Genomic DNA, 19,614 nt, shown 5'->3' on the forward strand with positions numbered 1-19,614 from the left:
CAAGTGAAATTAAAGGCGGCTTTAAGACATATTAAAAACGCATTAAAAATGGATTAGGACAAGATGAGGTCAGAGGTGGGGGAGGATAATAGTAAAGGTAGTACCTTCTTCTGCAGTGGACGTTACCGTGATATGGCCATTATGTATCTGCACAATCTTTTTGCAGATAGACAGACCCAGGCCATGGCCGCGGGTTTGGTGAGCATTGTCACCCCGGTAGAAAGGCTCGAAAATTTTATTGATCTCTCCGGAAGGAATAGCAGGCCCCTGATTCCTGATCTGTACCGTAATGTATTGGGTAAAGAAATCGATAGACACATGCGCGCTGTTGTCGGGAGAAAATTTGCAGGCGTTGTCGATCAGGTTCAGGAAAAGCACTTTCAACAGGCTTTCATTACCGAAACAGGTGACCAGCAGATCGATGTCGGGCACTTTCACAAACTGGATATCCACCTTGGCGGGCGCTTTGTGTTTCAGCCGGATCAGGTTGGCCATGTCCATCAGCAGCTCGTCGATGCGAACGCTGTTGAATACAAACTGCTCCTGGTTCAGCTCTGACTGTGCCAGCTGTAACAGGCCATTGGAGAGGTCCGACAGGTTTTCTGCATCTTCCAGTACGGATATCAGCAGCGCCTGATACTCTTCTTTGGTGCGTTCTTTGGAAAGCGTCACCTGTAACTGGCTGATAATAGCTGCCAGCGGGGTACGCAGCTCATGGGAGGCATTGCTCACGAAACTTTTCTGGAGGTCGAAGGAATCACTGAGGCGCTGCAGCATGGTGTTGAAATTGGCGCCCAGTGTGGCTATTTCGTCCTTGCCTTTCACCGCTACCTGGGCATCCTGCATGTTGCTGGCGTTGATCTTGTCTACCTGCTGTACCAGCTGATCGATCGGCTGCACCATTTTCCGGGCGAAGAAATAACCGACGCCCACCAGTATCGCTACGGCGGTGATCAGCTCTATGAGTAGTATCTGGCGGAGGTTTTGCAGGTTCTGGAAACCGTACTTGTCAAAAGAAGAAACGATCACGATCACGGACACGTCCCCTTCGGTGTAGTAGACGCCTACCTGTTCACCGCTGCTTTTGATATTACTATATAATTTATTTTGTTTGATGTAATCCAGCAGGCTACGATGCGTACGGATGGTGGTGTCTTTGAGGTTGCTGTAAAGCAGGTCGTAATCAGGGTCGTATACGAGAATAGTCTCTTTGTAAAGGTCCTGGAAGGTAGTGCGGTCCAGTTTCCGCAGCAGGTCCACTTTTACATTGCCATCTTCAATGATCACATTGGCGATGGAGCGGGCGCGGTATTCCAGCCTTTCCAGGTATTCGGCACGCCTGGATTTGGAAGAGAAATAATAAGCCAGCACGGCGAACGCGATCAGCATCAGAGAGGCCGACAAGGTGTAATACAGTGCTATTTTATATTTGATCTTCATGCAGGATTACTCTTCAGAGAGATAATATCCCATGCCGGTTTTGGTATGGAGCAGTTTCTGCTCAAAGTCTTTGTCGATCTTTTTACGGAGGAAGTTCATATATACTTCGATCACATTGGTACCGGTATCAAAGTCGATGTCCCACACTTTTTCAGCGATCGTCAGTTTGGAGATCACCTTGCCTTTGTGCAACGCCAGAAAATCGAGCAGCTGGTATTCTTTTGCGGTGAGGGCAATTTTTTTGCCGCCACGGGTGACTTCCTTCTTTTCCCGGTCGATCTCCAGATCGGCGATAGTGATTTTGTATTGGGTGCTGTGCGGGGCTTCCGAACCTGCCCGCTTCAGGAATACGCGTATACGTGCCAGCAGTTCCCGGAAATCGAATGGTTTTACCAGATAGTCATCAGCGCCCAGTTCGAAGGCCTGCATTTTGTCTTCCACACCACCCAGCGCAGTGAGCATGATCACGGGCACGCGGTTGTTTTTGCGGCGGATGACTTCGCACAACTCATAACCATTGTGATGGGGGAGGTTCAGGTCCAGGATGACAAGGTCGTAGTTATTGCTGGCAGCAAGGCTTTTACCCATGCGGCCGTCATAGGCCACATCTACCTCGAAGCCGTTTTCTTCAAGGCCTTTTTTAACGGCATTGGCTACTTTGACTTCATCTTCTACCACCAATATTTTTTGCATATAGGACTTTTAGAATGACGAACTAGGAATTACGAACTACGAATGGTGGACTTCCTCATTGAGCGGCTACTGATTAACCTTGCGAAAAGCAGGTCCTCCATGCGTAATTCGTAATTCGTAATTTCTAATTGGTTACCAGGGTGGCTTCCAGTTGCATGATTTTCTCGAAGAGCTGTTCGTATTGTTCGTTCGCTCTGTCGATGAATTTCTGCACTTCCTGATATTCGCTTTCTACCTGGGCAAATTTAGTTCGGTCGTTATAGGTGGCCGGGTCGCCTAAACTGGCTTCCAGGCGTGCTTTACGTTCTTTAAGACTGGCCAGCTGTCCTTCTACCTGAGAAAACTGCTTTTGTTGTTTTTGCAGTTCACGCTGCACCTCTTTGTTGATAGCGCCTTTAGGGGCCGCAGCATTGTTATTGCTGGCAGGGGCCGGTTTGTTTTCTTTTTTATGATCGGTGGTGGCAGCGGCTTTTGCCGGGATAGCCGTCTGCTGTGCGGCCATTCTCTTTTTCCATTCTTCGTATTCGGTGTAGGTGCCTTTGAACTCTTTGATTTCACCGTCAACGATTTCCCAGATCTTGTTGGCGGTCTGGCTCACGAAGTAACGGTCGTGCGATACGAGTACAAAGCTGCCTTCATATTTGTCCAGTGCGTCGATCAGCATCTGCACGGAGTTCATGTCCAGGTGGTTCGTGGGCTCATCGAGCATGAGGAAGTTCGCCTGGCTGATAATGGTCTTGGCGAGTGCCACCCTGGCTTTTTCACCACCGGAGAGGATACGGATTTTTTTGAATACGTCGTCGCCGGTAAAGAGGAAGCAACCGAGCAGCTGGCGCAGTTCCAGCTCGGTACGGCCGGAACCGAAGTTTTTCAGCTCATCCAGAATTTCGCTGTTGAGATCGAGTGATTCCAGCTGGTGCTGTGCATAGAAGCTGGTGACTACGTTGTGGCCTGGTACTCTTTCACCTTCCATAGGCTCCATACCGAAGATGATACGCAGCAGGGTAGATTTACCCTTACCGTTGGCGCCTATCAGGGCAATCTTATCGCCACGGTTGATTTCAGCGCTGGTATTTTTCAGAATTTCGTTCGCGCCATAGGCTTTGCTGATGTTGTTCAGCGTACACAGGATTTTACCCGGTGTTTTATCGATGGAGAAGTTGATCTTGATTTTAGACGGACCGTTATCTACCTGTTCCACACGTTCCAGTTTATCCAGTCTTTTGGCGATACTCTGTGCCTGAGCGGCTTTGGAGGCTTTGGCCTTAAAACGTTCGATAAACCGTTCCTGCTGGCGGATATAGTCTTGTTGATTTTCGTAGGCGCGTTGCTGCATTTCGCGGCGCAGTTCCTTTTCCACTTCATAGTCGGCGTAGGAACCGGAGTAGTGGTGCAGTTGCTGCTGATATACTTCCACGATGCCATTCACCATGCGGTCGAGGAAGTAGCGGTCGTGCGATACGATGATCACAGCGCCGTTATAACCAACGAGGTAACGTTCCAGCCATTCGATGGACGGAAGGTCAAGGTGGTTCGTCGGTTCATCGAGCATGAGTACGTCGGGCTGCTGCAGAATGAGGCGGGCGAGGAGCACGCGCATCCGCCATCCACCGGAGAACTCGCTATAAGGGCGGTCCAGGTCGGGCGTGGTGAAGCCGAGGCCTTCCAGCACCTGTGCCGTTTTGTGTTTCATGTTGTAGCCATCGAGGGCTTCAAATTCGTGAAGGGCGTCGCTGAACTGGTGCAACAGCTCTTCCGTCTGATCGTGTTCCAGCTCTTTGGTAAGCCGGTCGATTTCTTTTTCCAGTTCCAGCGCTTTGCCGAAGGCCATCATGCCTACGGTGAGGATAGATTCATCGGTTTCAAAGCTGAGCAGGTCCTGGTTGAAAAACCCGATCGTCAGGTTTTTGCTTTTATTAACGCTTCCTTTGGAAACGGAATATTCGCCGTTGATGATACGCAGCAGGGTGGATTTGCCTGTTCCATTCAATCCGATAAGGCCAACGCGGTCTCCCGGCTCAATATGCCAGGAAGAATTTTCCAGGATAACCCTGGACCCAAACTCAAATGTAATGTCCTGTAATGCGATCAACATAATTGTTCAAAAATTGGATAAAAAACGTGCAAAGGTAACCAGAACTTATGTCATTTTAATGTTTCCTATGCTTTTGTATTTAATGTATATGTTAATATTTGATAATCAATATTATTTAGATTAAACAATTCTAATGTAGATTAGAATTTTAACATTTTGACCGGTTTTCTCTCCCGGGCGATTATTATTACTTTTGCGAACGAAGAAAACAAATGCCCATGAATTTTAGATTAGGCGTTCCCGTAGGAACATTATGTATAGCGATCGCTTTGTTTAGTTGCCAGTCGTCCTCCACTAAATCCGGCGAAGACGAAGCTACTAAGCCCACAGTATCATTGCAGGCGCCTTACAACCAGGTATATTATGATTCCCTTCAATTGGTCATGCAGGCTTACTACCAGCTGTCAGATGCATTGGTAAAGGCCGATAGTCTGGCAGCCAATACCGCGGCGGCTTCCCTGAAACAACACATGGACAGCCTGCCGGTCAACACCCTCCAGATGGACAGCAGTCACCTGAGCATCATTACCGGCACCACCGGCAGCATCAGCGCTGAACTGGCGGGCTTTGAAGGTGAACATGACCTGGAAGGCAAACGTTCTTCTTTCCAGATGGTTTCTGATATGCTATTCGACCTAGTAAAAAACACCGGACTCAAAGGTAAAACGATCTATCATCAGTATTGTCCGATGGCCTTTGAAGATAAAGGCGCCTACTGGTTAAGCGACAAACCGGAAATTTTTAATCCTTACTTCGGAAATAAAATGTTGCATTGTGGAGAAACAAAGGATACGTTAAGTTACCAGTAAATTGTATTTAAAGACGCGTTAAGTTATCAGTAAATTGTAAATTACTGTCTATTGCCGGACGACAATAGACAGTATATGCAATTCTTCAGATATGTAGTTACTTTCCTGATGACCCTACTATGCTTGTCTGTAAAGGCACAGCATTATACTGTTAGTGGATATGTACGGGACAGCACTAACGGTGAATCACTTCCAGGCGCTACTGTCCACGTACAGGGCACCAGCAGCGGTCTCCAGACCAACGCCTATGGTTTTTACTCGCTCACTTTATCTCCCGGCACTTACACTATCGTTTTTTCTTTTGTAGGTTATGAAAGCAAATCACTGGAGCTGACCCTAACAGGCAACACTATACGTTATATGGAACTGTTGCCGCGATCTTATCAGGCGAAGGAGGTAGTGGTGACAGCCCGGCAGCAACATACCCATGTAAAAAGTACGGACATGGGGCGCGTGGAAATGTCTGCACAGCAGGTGAAAAAGCTGCCGGCACTGATGGGGGAGACGGACATCCTGAAGGCGCTGCAGCTGATGCCGGGTGTACAGGCCGCCGGGGAAGGCAATGCCGGTTTTTATGTACGCGGCGGCGGACCGGACCAAAACCTGATCCTGCTCGATGAAGCGCCGGTATACAACACCGGTCACCTGTTTGGTTTTTTCTCTGTATTTAATGCCGATGCCATCAAAAATACTACGCTGATCAAAGGCGGGATGCCGGCCAATTACGGAGGCCGCCTGTCGTCGGTAGTGGACATCAACATGAAAGAAGGCAACAATAAGACCTTTCAGGGAGAGGGCGGGATAGGGCTGATCGCCTCGCGGTTGTCGCTACAGGGGCCTATTAAAAAAGACAAAGCCTCTTTTATCGTCTCTGCCCGGCGTACTTATATTGATCTGCTGACCAAACCTGTTGTCAACAATTCGTCCTACAAGGGCACCGGATATTATTTTTATGACCTGAACATGAAAGTGAATTACATCCTGTCGGACAAAGACAGGCTGTATCTCAGTGGGTACATCGGTCGGGATGTCTTTAGTTTCTCGAGCAACAACCGTAAGTTCCTGGTGAAGATCCCATGGGGCAATAGTACCGCCACCCTGCGCTGGAACCATGTGTTCAACAGTAAGCTGTTTGCCAACCTGTCCCTTATTTATAATGATTATAAATTCCAGTTCAGCGCCCGGCAGAATAATTTTGATCTTCGCCTGTCATCCGGCATCAGCGATGGCAACGCGAAACTGGATTTTGATTATTACCCCAGTCCCCGCCACCATATTAAGTTTGGGGGCAATTATATTTACCATGTGTTCACGCCCAGTACTGTCAGCGGCGGACAGGATTCCACGATATTTGCGCCGCCGGAAAATGCCTACAAGAAATATGCGCATGAAGTGGGGGCGTACCTGATGGACGACTGGGAGATCTCTCCACATCTGCAACTCAATGCCGGTGTGCGTTTCAGCGGATTTATGCAGATAGGGCCTTATACCCGTTACATCCGGGATGCTGCCGGTCAGAAAACAGATAGCGTGAAATACGGCCGTGGAGCGCCGGTAGTCCGCTATGGTGGTCTCGAGCCACGGCTTATCCTGCGTTATTCCTGGAACAATGACAATGCCGTCAAGGCGTCGTTCACCCGTAATTATCAGTTCATCCACCTGGTGTCCAATGCCGGTACCACATTGCCGACCGATGTGTGGATGCCCAGTACCTACCGCGTAAAGCCACAGGAGTCGTGGCAATATTCCGCCGGCTATTTCCGCAATTTTAAAAACAACATGTACGAAGCCTCTGCCGAGGTATACTATAAAGAGATGTACCACCAGGTAGAATACCGGGAAGGTTATACGCCATCGTTGTCTGATCCCGAACTGGATTTTGTATTTGGCAAAGGGCAGGCCTATGGGCTGGAGTTGTTCGTCAATAAAAAGAAAGGGGCGTTGACCGGCTGGCTGGGATATACGCTGGCATGGACCTGGCGGCAGTTCCCGTTATTGAATGAAGGCAAGCGCTACCCGGCAAAATACGACCGGCGGCATGATTTCGTGGCAGTAGCGATGTATGAATTAAATAAACGGTGGACTTTTTCCGGGGTGTTCATCTATGGTACCGGCAATACTACTACGATGCCTGAACAGTTCTACTTCATGGAAGGGGCATTGGTACAAGGATATGGTAAGATCAATTCCTATCGCATGGCGCCGTATAACCGGCTGGATTTGTCTGCTATCTATACACCGAAACCGAAGCGGGAGAACAAGCGGTTCAGGGGCAGCTGGGCCTTTTCGATCTATAACGTGTACAGCAGGAAAAATCCTTATTTCATTTATTTTGATCAGGAGGGAAAGGCGGTGGATGGGTCGCTGAAAGTCACGGCCAAGCAGGTGTCGTTGTTTCCGATTATTCCCGCGGTGACGTATAATTTTCAGTTTTGAAGGTTATAGTTTCACGAAGCGCATTAGTACGCCTATAATGCCAACGGCGATAGTCATGAATATTGCTATCCTTGTAGAAAGGTGGCCAACAAGTCCTTTTACCTCTGTTTTTATTTCTGCGAGTTCTTTGGTTACAAATTCCAGTTTGAGGGAGACTTCTTTAACCTCGCTTTTTGAAGCAAACTTATCTGCCTGGGCTTTATTAATTGCAGTATCCATTTTTGAGACCAGTTGCCTGGTTTTCTCCTCACTGAGATGAAGATCTTTTCTGAAAATGTTATAGATTTCGTCGTTGCTGGCGATCATAGTAGATGTTTTTTAGTGGTTTTAAAGGTTACTTAAACTTGAGAAAGGCCCATGTTGTAATCATGCTCAGAATTGTGCCTGTAATGGCTATATATTGTAAAAGCCCGGTTGTACTCATCTTTGAATAGATTTTTTCAGCGTGGTCTTTATCGACTTGCTAACACTACAAGGAATACCATCATAGCAGCCCCTATGACAATCAGAAACCAATGGAGCCAATACATGAAGCCTGGATTGAAAGGGTCTTTGACTTCTGCCTCAATCCGGTTCAGTTTGTCGGCGGTACTTTCTATTCGTTTGCCCAACAGCTCAAGATTTTGCTTATTTGTTTTATCTATTTGGTCTGTTTTATGTTCAATTCGATTTAGTCCTTCATTGATATTCCTTTCATTGATTTCGGCTACGGCTTTAGCATATCGTATGATGTCCTGAAAGCGATCATTGACGATATTGTCGATTTCCGCCAGCAACTCCCGGGCATTGGCGGCATCCATTTTAAGTTCATCTTTTAAGATGTTATAAATCCGAAGATTGCCACCGGCTAATAAAGGATTACGTTTTGGTTCTGATATATATACTATTTTATGATTATTAATTATACAAAAAGAATAATTTTAAGATATAAAAACAAATTTATTGCACCTGCTTTATTAACCCAATTTATTGCACAACAAATTTTAAAAATCCTGTTTTCGGGAGATGAAAAATGAGGTAGGGAAATTGTCTTTCAGAAAAAAGTAAATGAATGTAGTTGGCTGTGGTGGCTCTGTATGGGGAGTTGGCCTGTCAAAGGCAGGTATATCGCCGGATGACAATCAAATTCTCGTCAACCCACCATCCGCAATAACGATTTTGTCAACTTTCTGATCATTCGCCGATCATCAGTTTTGTAAAGTGGGGTAATTTCATTATATTTACAGGCTTTGTTGACTTTCCGGACTGATACCCCACCGCTGCGCGGACCATTATTTTTAAATTCCTTGGAATTCGCTGGCGGACTAAGCAAAAAGCTAACAAACTATTTCTTAACTTCGCAAACATTTTATAAAGGAAATATAGCGCATATGAAAAAGTATGACGCTAATAGTAAAACGTATGATAAATATCACTTTTCCGGATGGCGCAGTTCGTCAGTATGAACCAGGAGTAACTGCATTGGACATTGCCAAATCCATCAGCGAAGGATTGGCACGTAAAGTATTGGCTGCAAAAGTTAATGGGCAGGTAGTGGACGCTACACGCCCGGTTACAACGGATGCTACGTTACAGCTCCTGACGTGGACGGATACAGATGGTAAATCCACCATGTGGCATTCTTCCGCTCACCTGATGGCCGAAGCTCTGGAAGCGCTGTATCCCGGCGTGAAACTGGGTTACGGTCCCTCTATTGAAAACGGTTTTTACTACGATATTGATCTGGGCGACCGCACCATCTCCGAAGAGGACCTGAAAGCGGTAGAAGCCAAGATGGTAGAGCTGTCCAAAAAGAACAGCGAATACGTTCGCAAAGACGTGAGCAAAGCCGATGCACTGGCTTATTTCACAGAGAAGGGCGACCCTTACAAAATAGAAACCATCAATGAACTGCCCGACGGTAGCATCACTTTCTATACCCAGGGTGGTTTTACAGATCTGTGCCGTGGCCCCCACATCCCGAACACCAGCTTCATCAAATCCATTAAGCTGACCAGCATCGCGGGTGCTTACTGGCGCGGTAATGAGAAAAACAAGATGCTGACCCGCATCTATGGTATCACGTTCCCGAACCAGAAAGAACTGGACGAATACCTGACACTGATCGAAGAAGCGAAGAAACGCGATCACCGCAAACTGGGCAAGGAACTGGAACTGTTCATGTTCTCCGAGAAAGTGGGACTGGGCCTTCCTATGTGGCTGCCCAAAGGCGCTATGCTGCGGGAACGCCTGCAACGTTTCCTCCAGGAAGCGCAGCTGGCCAGCGGCTATCTGCCTGTGGTCACTCCACACATTGGCAACAAAAACCTGTACGTGACTTCCGGTCACTACGAGAAATATGGTAAAGACAGCTTCCAGCCTATCCACACACCGGAAGAAGGCGAGGAGTTCATGCTGAAACCCATGAACTGTCCGCACCACTGCGAACTGTATAAAGGCTCTCCGAAGTCTTACAAAGACCTGCCGGTACGTTTCGCGGAATTCGGTACGGTATACCGCTACGAGCAGCACGGTGAACTGCACGGCCTGACCCGCGTAAGAGGGTTTACTCAGGACGATGCCCACCTGTTCTGCCGTCCTGACCAGGTAAAAGAAGAATTTCAGAAAGTGATCGATCTGGTGATGTATGTGTTCAACAGCCTCAGCTTTACGGAGTACACTGCTCAGATTTCCCTGCGCGACAAGGAAGACCGCAGCAAGTATATCGGTACAGAAGAGAACTGGAACCTGGCTGAGCAGGCCATCATTGAGTCTGCGGCGGAGAAAGGACTGAACACGGTGATTGAATACGGTGAAGCGGCTTTCTACGGCCCGAAACTGGACTTCATGGTGAAAGATGCCCTCGGCCGTAAATGGCAGCTGGGGACGATCCAGGTGGACTACAACCTGCCGGAGCGCTTTGAACTGGAATATATCGGCGCCGACAATCAGCGTCACCGCCCGGTCATGATCCACCGCGCGCCATTCGGTTCGCTGGAAAGGTTCATCGCCGTACTGATCGAACACTGTGCGGGCAAATTCCCGCTGTGGCTGGCGCCTACACAGGTGAAAATCCTGCCTATCAGCGAGAAAACCCAGGCCTACGCAGAAAAAGTGGCAGAATTGCTGAAAAAAGCGGAAATTCGCGCTGAGATTGACGACAGAAGCGAAAAAATAGGTAAGAAAATCCGCGATACAGAACTCGCCAAAGTACCATATATGCTGGTCCTCGGCGAAAAAGAAGCGGCCGACAATATCGTCGCTGTTCGCCGGCAAGCCAAAGGTGACCTCGGAACCATGACCCTGGAACAGTTTACCACACTGGTAAATGAAGAGGTGATCAACCGCAAGCCAATCGAGTAACATACTTAAATGTGGAAAAGAAGTATATAAAACAATGAACATTCCTGAATTCAGGTATGTTAATTGCACAGAATTTTCCCCTTATTTTTGTATAAGTTGTTTTTGGTCCATGTGTGGGATATGGACCATGGACTATGAACAATAATTAATAAATCTTAATTTTTTTAATGCAACAAAAACCCAGACCAAATTTTGGCGGTAATAATCGGGGCAGAAACCCGAATTTCCGCAGGGAACAACAACAAGAACACCGGACCAACAGAATGATCCGTGTTCCTGAGGTCAGACTGGTAGGTGAAAATGTGGAGGTAGGCGTTTACAGAACGGAGGACGCCCTGCGTATGGCTGAGGAACAAGGCCTCGACCTCGTGGAAATATCCCCTAATGCCGCGCCCCCCGTATGCCGTATCATCGACTACAATAAATTCCTTTACGAAAAGAAAAAGAAGGAAAAGGAAATGAAGGCGAAGGCGCACAAAAGCGAGGTGAAAGAAATCCGCTTTACGCCTAACACCGATGATCATGACTTTGACTTTAAAGCCAAACATGCGGAGAACTTCCTGAAAGAAGGTAACAAGGTGAAAACCTATGTACAGTTCAAAGGTCGTGCTATCATGTTTAAGGAGCGTGGAGAGCTGATCCTGCTGAAGTTCGCTGAAAGGCTGGCTGAAGTAGGCGGCCTGGAAAGCATGCCTACCATGGAAGGTAAACGCATGATCGCCATCTTCGCACCAAAGACTGCCAAGAAAAAAGAAAAGGAACCAAAAGAACCCAGAGAGCCAAAAGAGCCGAAGGAACCTCGCGTTGCTGAAAGCAAACCGGAAGACAAAGCTTAATTGGTACCCAACTTATACAGCGGCACCAGCAGGTATCATCTACCTGTTGTGCCGCTTCTTTGTTTGGTAAAAAAGGCTGCTACGATAATGCAGAAGGGGCAATTGCTTTCAACACCTTTTTCGCGCGTGAACGGATGCCCGGAGAAGGCTCATGCTCCAGCAGGTCTTCCACCAGGATCCGTATTTCATTCTTAATATCCGGATAAGCCACCGCGAGATGGGATAATATCGTCATGGCGAAGGCTTTAATGGCGATCATCTCTTTAGGGTCCTCGAGGTATTGAAAGCAGGCGTTCATGATAGGTCCGTGCAGATCGGGCGGCAGGGTAATATCCTGCAATACCCGCAGCACGTTCCGTTTCACCGCCGAAGGCAGTCCATCGGTTTCCATACGGGCCACCATTTGCGGCAGGTGAGGGACCATCAGCTCCGGATGTTTATCTGCGACCAGACTGATGATCCAGGCACTTCGTTGCACTACCCGGTATTCGTCTTCCAGAAAAAGCTGCATCAGTTGCCGGAACCGCGCGGCATCGCCGCCAATCCAGCCGGCTATGTAAAGGGAATGTTCTTTGCTGTGGGCCGATAGTATTTCTTCTCTGAGTTTCATACCATGGCAATATAGAATTAATCTCCCAGTTGTCCATATGCCAGCAGGTAACGGAGCATGCGGGTTCGCATCCTTTCCAGGTCTGGCTGCGCTACCGGCATGTCCGGGTCTTTCCCCATATCGTCCCAGATCCTTAACTGAATGTACTGTTCAAACAGCGGATCGGCACGGAATATCGTGGCTTCGGCGGCTGTCATCGGGCCACCCTGGTATCGTAATGTTTCCTTGCTGGCGTCTGAAAGCGTATCGTAGTAGGCGCTGTCTGTCCATGTGAGGTATCTTTTGGCGGCAACATGACTGGCTACCAGCTGTCCCATTCTGGGAGGGAATCCGCAGGAGGTGAGATAACGGTATCCCACGGTGTCGTGTGCCTGCGCACCGTAGATGTCCATCTGGTCGCCACTTTCAAAGAAGTGGCCAATATCGTGCAGAAAGGCTGCCAATATCATTTCATCATCGAAACCGGTCTGTTCGGCTATGAGGGCGGATTGCATCATATGCATCAACATAGTCACCTGTTCTCCATAGGCATGATGGCCATATTGCTCGTACAAACCAAAAAGTTCGTCTACCACAGCATTGGCCCGGATTTCTCTACTGTTCATTTCGTTTATGGGTTTACGTTAGGGGGCGGTTATTTAGTCTATTAATTTCGTAAAATTTTGGCGGGCCGGTGTTACGGGAATATTAATTTTCACAGCGACCGCAGTGGGAGCGATACAGTAATAACCGTACCTTTGTACTTTCACACCCATACAATCTGATCTACTTGCTAAGAAGAGAATTACGCGTCATCCTGGTGTCGCTTATTGTTAGTTTCATCCTGACCGTGGCCAAGTTCGTGGCCTACTATCTGACCCATTCCGTGGCTATCCTCTCTGATGCGATGGAATCTATTATCAACGTGGTGGCCGGAGGTTTTGCCAGTTATAGCATATACCTGTCCGGTAAGCCCAAAGATGCCAATCACCCTTACGGACACGGCAAAGTGGAGTTTTTCTCCATCGGCTTTGAAGGCGCCATGATTTTCTTCGCGGGGGTACTCATCCTTTTTAAAGCGGTACAGTATTTTATCACGCCAAAGGAGCTGCATGAAATGAGCAGCGGCTTGTGGCTGCTCGGTTCCACCACACTGGCCAACCTGTTGCTGGGCCTCTATCTGATCCGCTCCGGCCGTACGCTGGGCTCTATCACGCTGAGTGGTAACGGCCAGCATATCATGACAGACGTATACAGCAGCGTGGGCCTGATGATTGCGCTGGGCGTCATCCACTTCACCGGTTGGAACTGGCTCGACCCGGCCGTTTCCGTGCTGATGAGCATCCTCATTCTTACCAAAGGTTATCAACTGATGCGCCGCTCTATTTCAGGCCTGATGGATGAAACAGATATGCAGGTGGTCGATAAGGTGATCGCGATCCTCTCTGCAGCGCGCGTGCCCAACTGGATAGACATCCACAATATGCGGGTGCAGCAGTACGGCAACAACTACCACATCGACTGTCATATTACGATGCCTTACTACCTCACGCTGACCGAAGCCCATGATGAAATGAAACGGGTGGAAGTGCTCGTCAATAAAGGGTTTGAAGGAAGTGAGGTGGAGTTCTTTATTCATATGGACCCCTGTATTCCTTCCTGCTGCCACTATTGTCTGAAAGAGGCTTGCCCCGTCAGGAAACATGCTTTCACCGGAGAAATTACGTGGACGAGGGACAATGTGTTGCCGAATAGAAAGCACGGGTAGTGCCCGCCAGCTCGGAGGGTTCACGCAAAGGCGCAAAGCAGCAAAGAGCGCAAAGAAAATATATTAAGACAACAAAGAAAGCAAAGGGGCGAAGATCAAATGTTGATCTTCGCCCCTTTGCTTTCTTTGTTGTTAGTCTTAAAAAATCTTTGCGCTCTTTGCTGCTTTGCGCCTTTGCGTGAAACTATTCCGCGCCGGCTTCTTCACCATCACCATGGCCCATCATTTCGCGGATGGGTTTTACCGCCTGATAAATACCGCGGTTGTATTTGTTGCCCAGAATGATGAGGGTAGTAGTGTCCTGCACAAAGCGATAGAACACGGTGTTGTTACCATGCCACCAGCCGTTATGATAGACAATATTTTTAGTGCTGTCGGGGTATACCATCAAACGCCAGCCCAGTCCATAGTTACGGATGCCTGGCTTTTCGTGGCTGTAGGGAGTATAGGCCGCTTTCAGCGTGGCAGAATCCAGCAGTTGACCGGAATACAATGCCTGGTCCCATTTAAGCATATCGCGGGCCGTGCTGTAGATGCCTTTGTCGCCCATCACACCATCGAAGTAGGTGTCTGGTTCGGCCTGACCATTATATTTATGGCTTTGGGTCTGGTGACGACGCGGCGTGGAAGCCGGGTCATAGACGAAGGTATTGACCATCTGCAGGGGTTTGAAGAATGTTTGCTGCATGAAGTCCGCGTATTTCTGTCCCGTAGCTTTTTCAATAATGGAGGCCAGCAGGAGATAGTTCGTATTACAATATTGGAAGTGGGTGTCCGGCAGGTGCTGGATAGGAGGCTTGTGTTGTTCCATCAGCCGGATCACCTGATCGTTGGTGATGAAGGCCGCCTGATCTTTCCAGAGGCTGTCGCAGAAATAAAGATAGTTGGGCAAGCCACTGCGATGATTGAGCAGCATGCGTACATTGATTCCTTTATACGGAAATTCGGGGAAGAATTTCTGAACGGAATCTTCCAGGCTCAGTTTCTTTTTCTCTGCCAGCCACAGCACAGCTGCGCCGGTAAAGGTTTTGGAGACGGATGCCAGTTGGAATGCGGAACTGTCTACCACCGGTGTTTTAGTCCGGTAGTTCTCCAAACCATGATATTGTTCAAAGATGATAACGCCTTTTTTAGCTACCAGGATAGCGCCGTTAAAGCCGCTGCGTAATAGTTTCCCGGTATAAAATGCATTCAGTTCCCGTTGTAATTGTACGGTGTGTGGTGCCTTAAGGATGGCTTCCCGCTGTGCTTCTGTTAAATTAAGCGTATACAGGGTACTGTCTGATATGGCTTTTTTTCTGTTAGCTTCCCTGCGTGCTGCATTGCCCTGGCAGCTGGAGATAATGGCAATTCCCGTGATAGATAAGATGATGCTTACTGCTTTCAATCGCTTCATTAGAGGTGATTCACTGACTTACTTAATGCTTATTCTCTCTCAATATTTTCAAGGCGTTAAAATTATACTCATTGTCAATGTGTACCAAATATTACCAGGCATCCAACCCGCTTTTAATACATTTTTAAGCCTGTTGATCATTAAATCATCAAAAAAAACAGGGGTAGATGCCTGTTTTTTTGATAAAAATCGAATTTGACTATGACAGTATTTGATTATTCCCCAACATAGAGTAGGTTTGTGGCCTTGTTAGTCCCGCGTAACCGCAATTATTAAGCCAATTGCGAGTGTGAAATATATATATAATTCTTAATAATATTATGGAACAGGTAAAGTCTACAAGTTATCCGAAGGAAAAGATCAGCATTTTATTGTTGGAGAATATCAGTGACGCCGCTGTGGCGGAATTTACCTCCGCAGGCTATTCGGTACGCAAAGTGGCCGGAGCGCTCAGTGAAGCAGATCTGATCAACGAAATCAAGGATGTTCATTTATTAGGTATCCGTTCCAAAACACAAGTCACCCGCAAGGTGCTGGAGGCTGCGAAGAAACTGCAGGCAATCGGGTGTTTCTGCATTGGCACCAATCAGGTAGACCTTAAAGCAGCCACAGAACATGGCGTAGCTGTTTTCAATGCCCCTTATTCCAATACCCGTTCAGTAGCGGAACTGGTGATTGGGCTGTCTATTGTACTGATCCGCCGCATTGTTGATAAAAACGCCGCTGCGCATAACGGTATCTGGATGAAAGAGGCCAAAGGCAGTTATGAACTGAGAGGCAAAACGCTGGGTATCGTTGGTTATGGTAACATCGGTAGCCAGGTGAGCGTGCTGGCCGAAGGCATGGGCATGAACGTGATGTATTATGACGCAGAGACCAAACTGCCGCTGGGCAATGCGGTGCAACAGCGCTCCCTGAAGGAACTGTTTGAACAGGCAGATATCATCTCCCTGCACGTGCCTTCCAACAGGACCACCGAGATGATGATCAACCGGGAAACCCTTTCCTACGTGAAGAAAGGCGCTATCTTCCTGAACTATGCAAGGGGAGAAGTGGTGGACCTGGAAGCACTGAAAGAATCCCTGGAAAGCGGCCAGCTGTCCGGCGCCGCCGTAGATGTGTTCCCGGTAGAACCGGAAAAAAACGGCGCTGCTTTCACCACACCATTGCAGAAACTGTCGAACGTGATCCTCACACCGCATATCGGTGGCAGTACGGAGGAAGCGCAGCATAACATCGGCCTCGATGTGAGCGCCAAACTGCTCAACTACCTTGAAAAAGGCGCCAGCTTTGGTTCTCATACGGTGCCCGCCATCAGCGTGCCGCCGATCGAAAATACCCATCGTATCCTGCACGTACACCAGAACGTACCGGGTGTGCTGTCTGCCATCAACACGGCCCTGTCTGAAAACAAAATCAATATCCTCGGACAGTATCTTAAAACCAACGATCAGATTGGTTATGTGGTGCTCGACGTAGATCGTCAGCTGTCTCAGGAAGCCCTGGCATTGCTGAAAGACGTGAAACATACGATCAAAGCCAGACTTCTTTATTAGTCAGATATTTTACCATTTTGTTATTTGATTATTTATAGACTGTTTTTCATAGCAGTCCGTAAATAATCAAATAACAAAATTTCAAATGAGCAAATACCGATTCTATCTTCCCGGCAACCCCTTTCATCGATTCTTTTTCCTGTCTTCCCCACTTTTTATGTAAATTGTTTCAGATTTGTTTGTTATCCTTGCAAGCGTAAACAGCAATCAAAACAAAAGCATGAACAGTATCAACGTACGCATGGCAGGGGTAGCATTAGCAGCCGCACTGCTATGGCAGGTAAATGTCAACGCGCAGGATAGCGAGCCCAATAAATGGGCCCCCGAAAACATCAGCATTGATGGCCAGGCAACAGAATGGCCTAAGCCACTGCAGTTTTATAACAACGATACCAAACTCTTTTATACGATCGCCAATAATAAGGATACCCTGTTCCTGATCGTGAGCGTGCCTGATAAGATAAGCCAGCAACGTATTCTTCGTTCCGGACTGAGTGTGTCCATCAACCCCACGGGGAAAAAGAAAGGAGGTGCCATGATCACCTTCCCGCTGGTAGGGGAAATCAATAATACCCCTGACGTACCGCAGGAATCCCGCCAGAAGCTGGCGGAAGAATGGAGACGACAGGCCCTTGCGAATGTGAAACAGATTAAAGTAGAAGGGCTTACCGGCGTAGCTGACGGTAACGTCCCGGTCGCCAATACCAATGGTATTCGTACCGCCGCGGCTTTCGACGCAGCAGGCAACCTGGTTTGCGAATTGGCCGTACCACTTTCAGTGGCAGGTATACCTGCCGGATACGATAAACCGGTGGCTTACCGTTTTAAAGTAAACTCCCTGAGCGCGACCGAACGTCGGGAGCAGGAGAAAATTCTGCGGGAAAAACAAGCCAAAGCCAGCAAGGATGGCGGCGCACCGGCCATGCCGGATGAAGAAACCCGCATGAAAATGATGCTGTTCTTTTCCACAGAATTCTGGACAAGACAGACATTGGCGGCGCACCCGTAGTATTTCAAATAGTCATAACCGTTATTATGCATACAAATCTGTTTACCTCAGGAGCCAGGATCGCCCTTACCGGCATTGCCTGCGTACTTTTATGGACGGCCTGCCGCAAAGACAATAAAAATTCGGGGCCTGCACCGTCCGGTATAGATACCACCAGTAAGCCGGCATCTGCCTACGAAGATTCCCTGAAATACCTGATGTATCAGATCATGCAAGTCTCCTATGCAGACGGCGGCCGCAACGCGTCTGCCGGGTTACCTACCTACTACTGGTACGCCAATGTGCAGTCCCTCAACCCGATGGATGCCAAATATGCCAATGCCGACAGCCTGCTGTCTGTCATGAAATCATACGCCATTAATCCGGTGACGACGAAGCCCTATGATCATTACAGCTTCCTGGACCGCAATGGGGTGTTGACCAATAAGCTGATGAACGGTATCTCGGCACAGACTTTTGCGGCTACCAACAACGGCGATTTCGGACTGGATTATGGTGTGGCGCTGGACAATAGCAACAACGCCCACATCTTTATATTGTATGCTGATAAGAACGGCCCTGCCGGACAAATCGGCGTTACCCGCGGCTGGGAAATCATCTCTGTAAACGGTAACAGCAATATCTCTACCAATCAAACTTTCCTGCTGTCATTGTATAACGCTATCTTCAACAGCACCTCTGTAACGCTCGGATTTAAACGCCTGGACGGAAGCACCATCACGAAAACGCTTACCACTGGCAGCTACAATATCAATCCTGTTGTATTTGATACGGTGTTTACTGTAACAGACAAAAATAACATCGCGAAGAAAGTGGGTTATTTTTCGATGTATACTTTCTCCAGCATTATCAACAGCAACGGCCAGGATACCTATACACGGACGGTGCTGGACCAGCTATTCGCCAAATTTGCGTCGCAGGGCATTACCAACCTCGTAGTGGATTTCCGCTACAATGGAGGAGGTGCGGTGTCCACGGCAGAATACCTTGACAATGCCATTGCGCCTGCTGGCGCAGCAGGTCAATTGATGTACAATACGATCTTTAATGACAAGCTGATGGCCCATATCTCGGAAGTTAAACTGACCACCACCACCAAATTTGCGGCGACTACCAGCAAGCTCAATCTGGACAATGTGTTCTTCATTACCACCGGTAATACGGCGTCCGCCAGCGAGTTGACGCTGAACAACCTGAAGCCGTATATGTCCGTGAAACTGGTAGGGGCTAAGACATACGGCAAGCCGGTCGGCTTTATCGATTTTAATATTTCTGTGTTTGATCAGAATCACAATCAGAAATATCTGGCAGACCTGTATGCTATTAACTTCGAGACAAAAAATGCGAATGGAGAGGGAGGATATTTCACTGGTATTGATGTGAATGCGCCTGCTAATGATTACGTGAATGTGCCGTGGGGAAATACACAGAAAGATGACAACCTGAAAGCGATCGTTAATTATCTGACTACCGGTAGTTATACCTCCAGCGCCCGTGTCGCCAGCAGTGAATTGAATGACCTGCGTCAGGCGATCCCGTCACTGAAACCGGTGAGCGGCTTTAACGGCATGGTGGACTACGAACGTAGCCGCATCATACGCAGCAGCCACTAAGAGAATTTAAAATTATATATCCCCGCAAAGCC

General features: G+C 48.1%; 16 protein-coding genes. 8 read left to right on the top strand and 8 right to left on the bottom strand.

What is annotated here, in order from left to right; genetic code table 11:
- Positions 1-69 precede the first annotated feature (69 nt).
- The 3 genes from ICL55_RS33935 to ICL55_RS33945 form a co-directional block, all read right to left on the bottom strand.
- A complete protein-coding gene (locus tag ICL55_RS33935) occupies positions 70-1,440 on the bottom strand; it encodes a sensor histidine kinase (RefSeq protein ID WP_188106283.1) in 1,371 nt (456 codons plus the stop codon).
- A 6-nt stretch (positions 1,441-1,446) separates the two neighbouring features.
- Positions 1,447-2,133, bottom strand: coding sequence for a response regulator transcription factor (locus tag ICL55_RS33940; RefSeq protein ID WP_078673032.1), 687 nt, complete (start codon positions 2,131-2,133; stop codon positions 1,447-1,449).
- 124 nt (positions 2,134-2,257) lie between these two features.
- Complete coding sequence (locus ICL55_RS33945; protein ID WP_188106286.1) at positions 2,258-4,228, bottom strand: ABC-F family ATP-binding cassette domain-containing protein; 1,971 nt, start codon at positions 4,226-4,228, stop codon at positions 2,258-2,260.
- A gap of 218 nt (positions 4,229-4,446) precedes the next feature.
- Here ICL55_RS33945 and ICL55_RS33950 point away from each other — a divergent pair, with 218 nt between their 5' ends.
- The gene (locus ICL55_RS33950; RefSeq protein WP_188106288.1) at positions 4,447-5,037 is read left to right on the top strand and encodes a DUF3347 domain-containing protein; all 591 of its coding nucleotides are present in this window, start codon (positions 4,447-4,449) and stop codon (positions 5,035-5,037) included.
- A gap of 75 nt (positions 5,038-5,112) precedes the next feature.
- Complete coding sequence (locus ICL55_RS33955) at positions 5,113-7,473, top strand: TonB-dependent receptor (RefSeq protein WP_188106290.1); 2,361 nt, start codon at positions 5,113-5,115, stop codon at positions 7,471-7,473.
- A gap of 3 nt (positions 7,474-7,476) precedes the next feature.
- Here the strand turns inward: ICL55_RS33955 and ICL55_RS33960 are convergent, their stop codons facing one another.
- Together ICL55_RS33960 and ICL55_RS33965 are read right to left on the bottom strand one after the other, a co-directional pair.
- Entirely contained in the window at positions 7,477-7,779 is a 303-nt protein-coding gene (locus ICL55_RS33960) for a hypothetical protein (RefSeq protein ID WP_188106292.1), read from the bottom strand.
- Between the two features lie 146 nt (positions 7,780-7,925).
- On the bottom strand, positions 7,926-8,273 hold the full coding sequence (locus tag ICL55_RS33965; RefSeq protein WP_188106294.1) for a DUF2203 family protein: 348 nt from the start codon (positions 8,271-8,273) through the stop codon (positions 7,926-7,928).
- A 601-nt stretch (positions 8,274-8,874) separates the two neighbouring features.
- Between ICL55_RS33965 and thrS the strand changes: the two genes are divergently transcribed.
- Together thrS and infC are read left to right on the top strand one after the other, a co-directional pair.
- A complete protein-coding gene (gene thrS / locus ICL55_RS33970) occupies positions 8,875-10,815 on the top strand; it encodes a threonine--tRNA ligase (RefSeq protein WP_188106296.1) in 1,941 nt (646 codons plus the stop codon).
- Positions 10,816-10,982: 167 nt separating this feature from the next.
- Entirely contained in the window at positions 10,983-11,651 is a 669-nt protein-coding gene (gene infC / locus ICL55_RS33975) for a translation initiation factor IF-3 (protein WP_188106298.1), read from the top strand.
- A 79-nt stretch (positions 11,652-11,730) separates the two neighbouring features.
- On the opposite strand, the gene ICL55_RS33980 is transcribed toward infC, so the two are convergent.
- Positions 11,731-12,261, bottom strand: coding sequence for a hypothetical protein (locus ICL55_RS33980; protein WP_188106300.1), 531 nt, complete (start codon positions 12,259-12,261; stop codon positions 11,731-11,733).
- 17 nt (positions 12,262-12,278) lie between these two features.
- Positions 12,279-12,866: an HD domain-containing protein gene (locus ICL55_RS33985; RefSeq protein WP_188106302.1), complete on the bottom strand. Its 588-nt coding sequence runs from the start codon at positions 12,864-12,866 to the stop codon at positions 12,279-12,281.
- Between the two features lie 164 nt (positions 12,867-13,030).
- Between ICL55_RS33985 and ICL55_RS33990 the strand changes: the two genes are divergently transcribed.
- On the top strand, positions 13,031-14,008 hold the full coding sequence (locus ICL55_RS33990) for a cation diffusion facilitator family transporter (protein WP_188106304.1): 978 nt from the start codon (positions 13,031-13,033) through the stop codon (positions 14,006-14,008).
- 184 nt (positions 14,009-14,192) lie between these two features.
- Here the strand turns inward: ICL55_RS33990 and ICL55_RS33995 are convergent, their stop codons facing one another.
- Entirely contained in the window at positions 14,193-15,404 is a 1,212-nt protein-coding gene (locus ICL55_RS33995; protein WP_246496838.1) for a serine hydrolase domain-containing protein, read from the bottom strand.
- Between the two features lie 320 nt (positions 15,405-15,724).
- Here ICL55_RS33995 and serA point away from each other — a divergent pair, with 320 nt between their 5' ends.
- The 3 genes from serA (at position 15,725) to ICL55_RS34010 (ending at position 19,582) form a co-directional block, all read left to right on the top strand.
- Entirely contained in the window at positions 15,725-16,960 is a 1,236-nt protein-coding gene (gene serA, locus ICL55_RS34000; RefSeq protein ID WP_188106306.1) for a phosphoglycerate dehydrogenase, read from the top strand.
- A 220-nt stretch (positions 16,961-17,180) separates the two neighbouring features.
- Positions 17,181-17,969, top strand: a complete 789-nt coding sequence (locus ICL55_RS34005) for a hypothetical protein (protein ID WP_188106309.1) — start codon at positions 17,181-17,183, stop codon at positions 17,967-17,969.
- A gap of 26 nt (positions 17,970-17,995) precedes the next feature.
- Positions 17,996-19,582 carry a S41 family peptidase gene (locus tag ICL55_RS34010; protein WP_188106312.1) on the top strand — a complete coding sequence of 529 codons (1,587 nt, stop codon included), beginning with the start codon at positions 17,996-17,998 and terminating at the stop codon, positions 19,580-19,582.
- Positions 19,583-19,614 lie beyond the last annotated feature (32 nt).

The sequence above is a fragment of the Chitinophaga varians genome (assembly GCF_014529945.1).
GTDB lineage: Bacteria > Bacteroidota > Bacteroidia > Chitinophagales > Chitinophagaceae > Chitinophaga > Chitinophaga varians.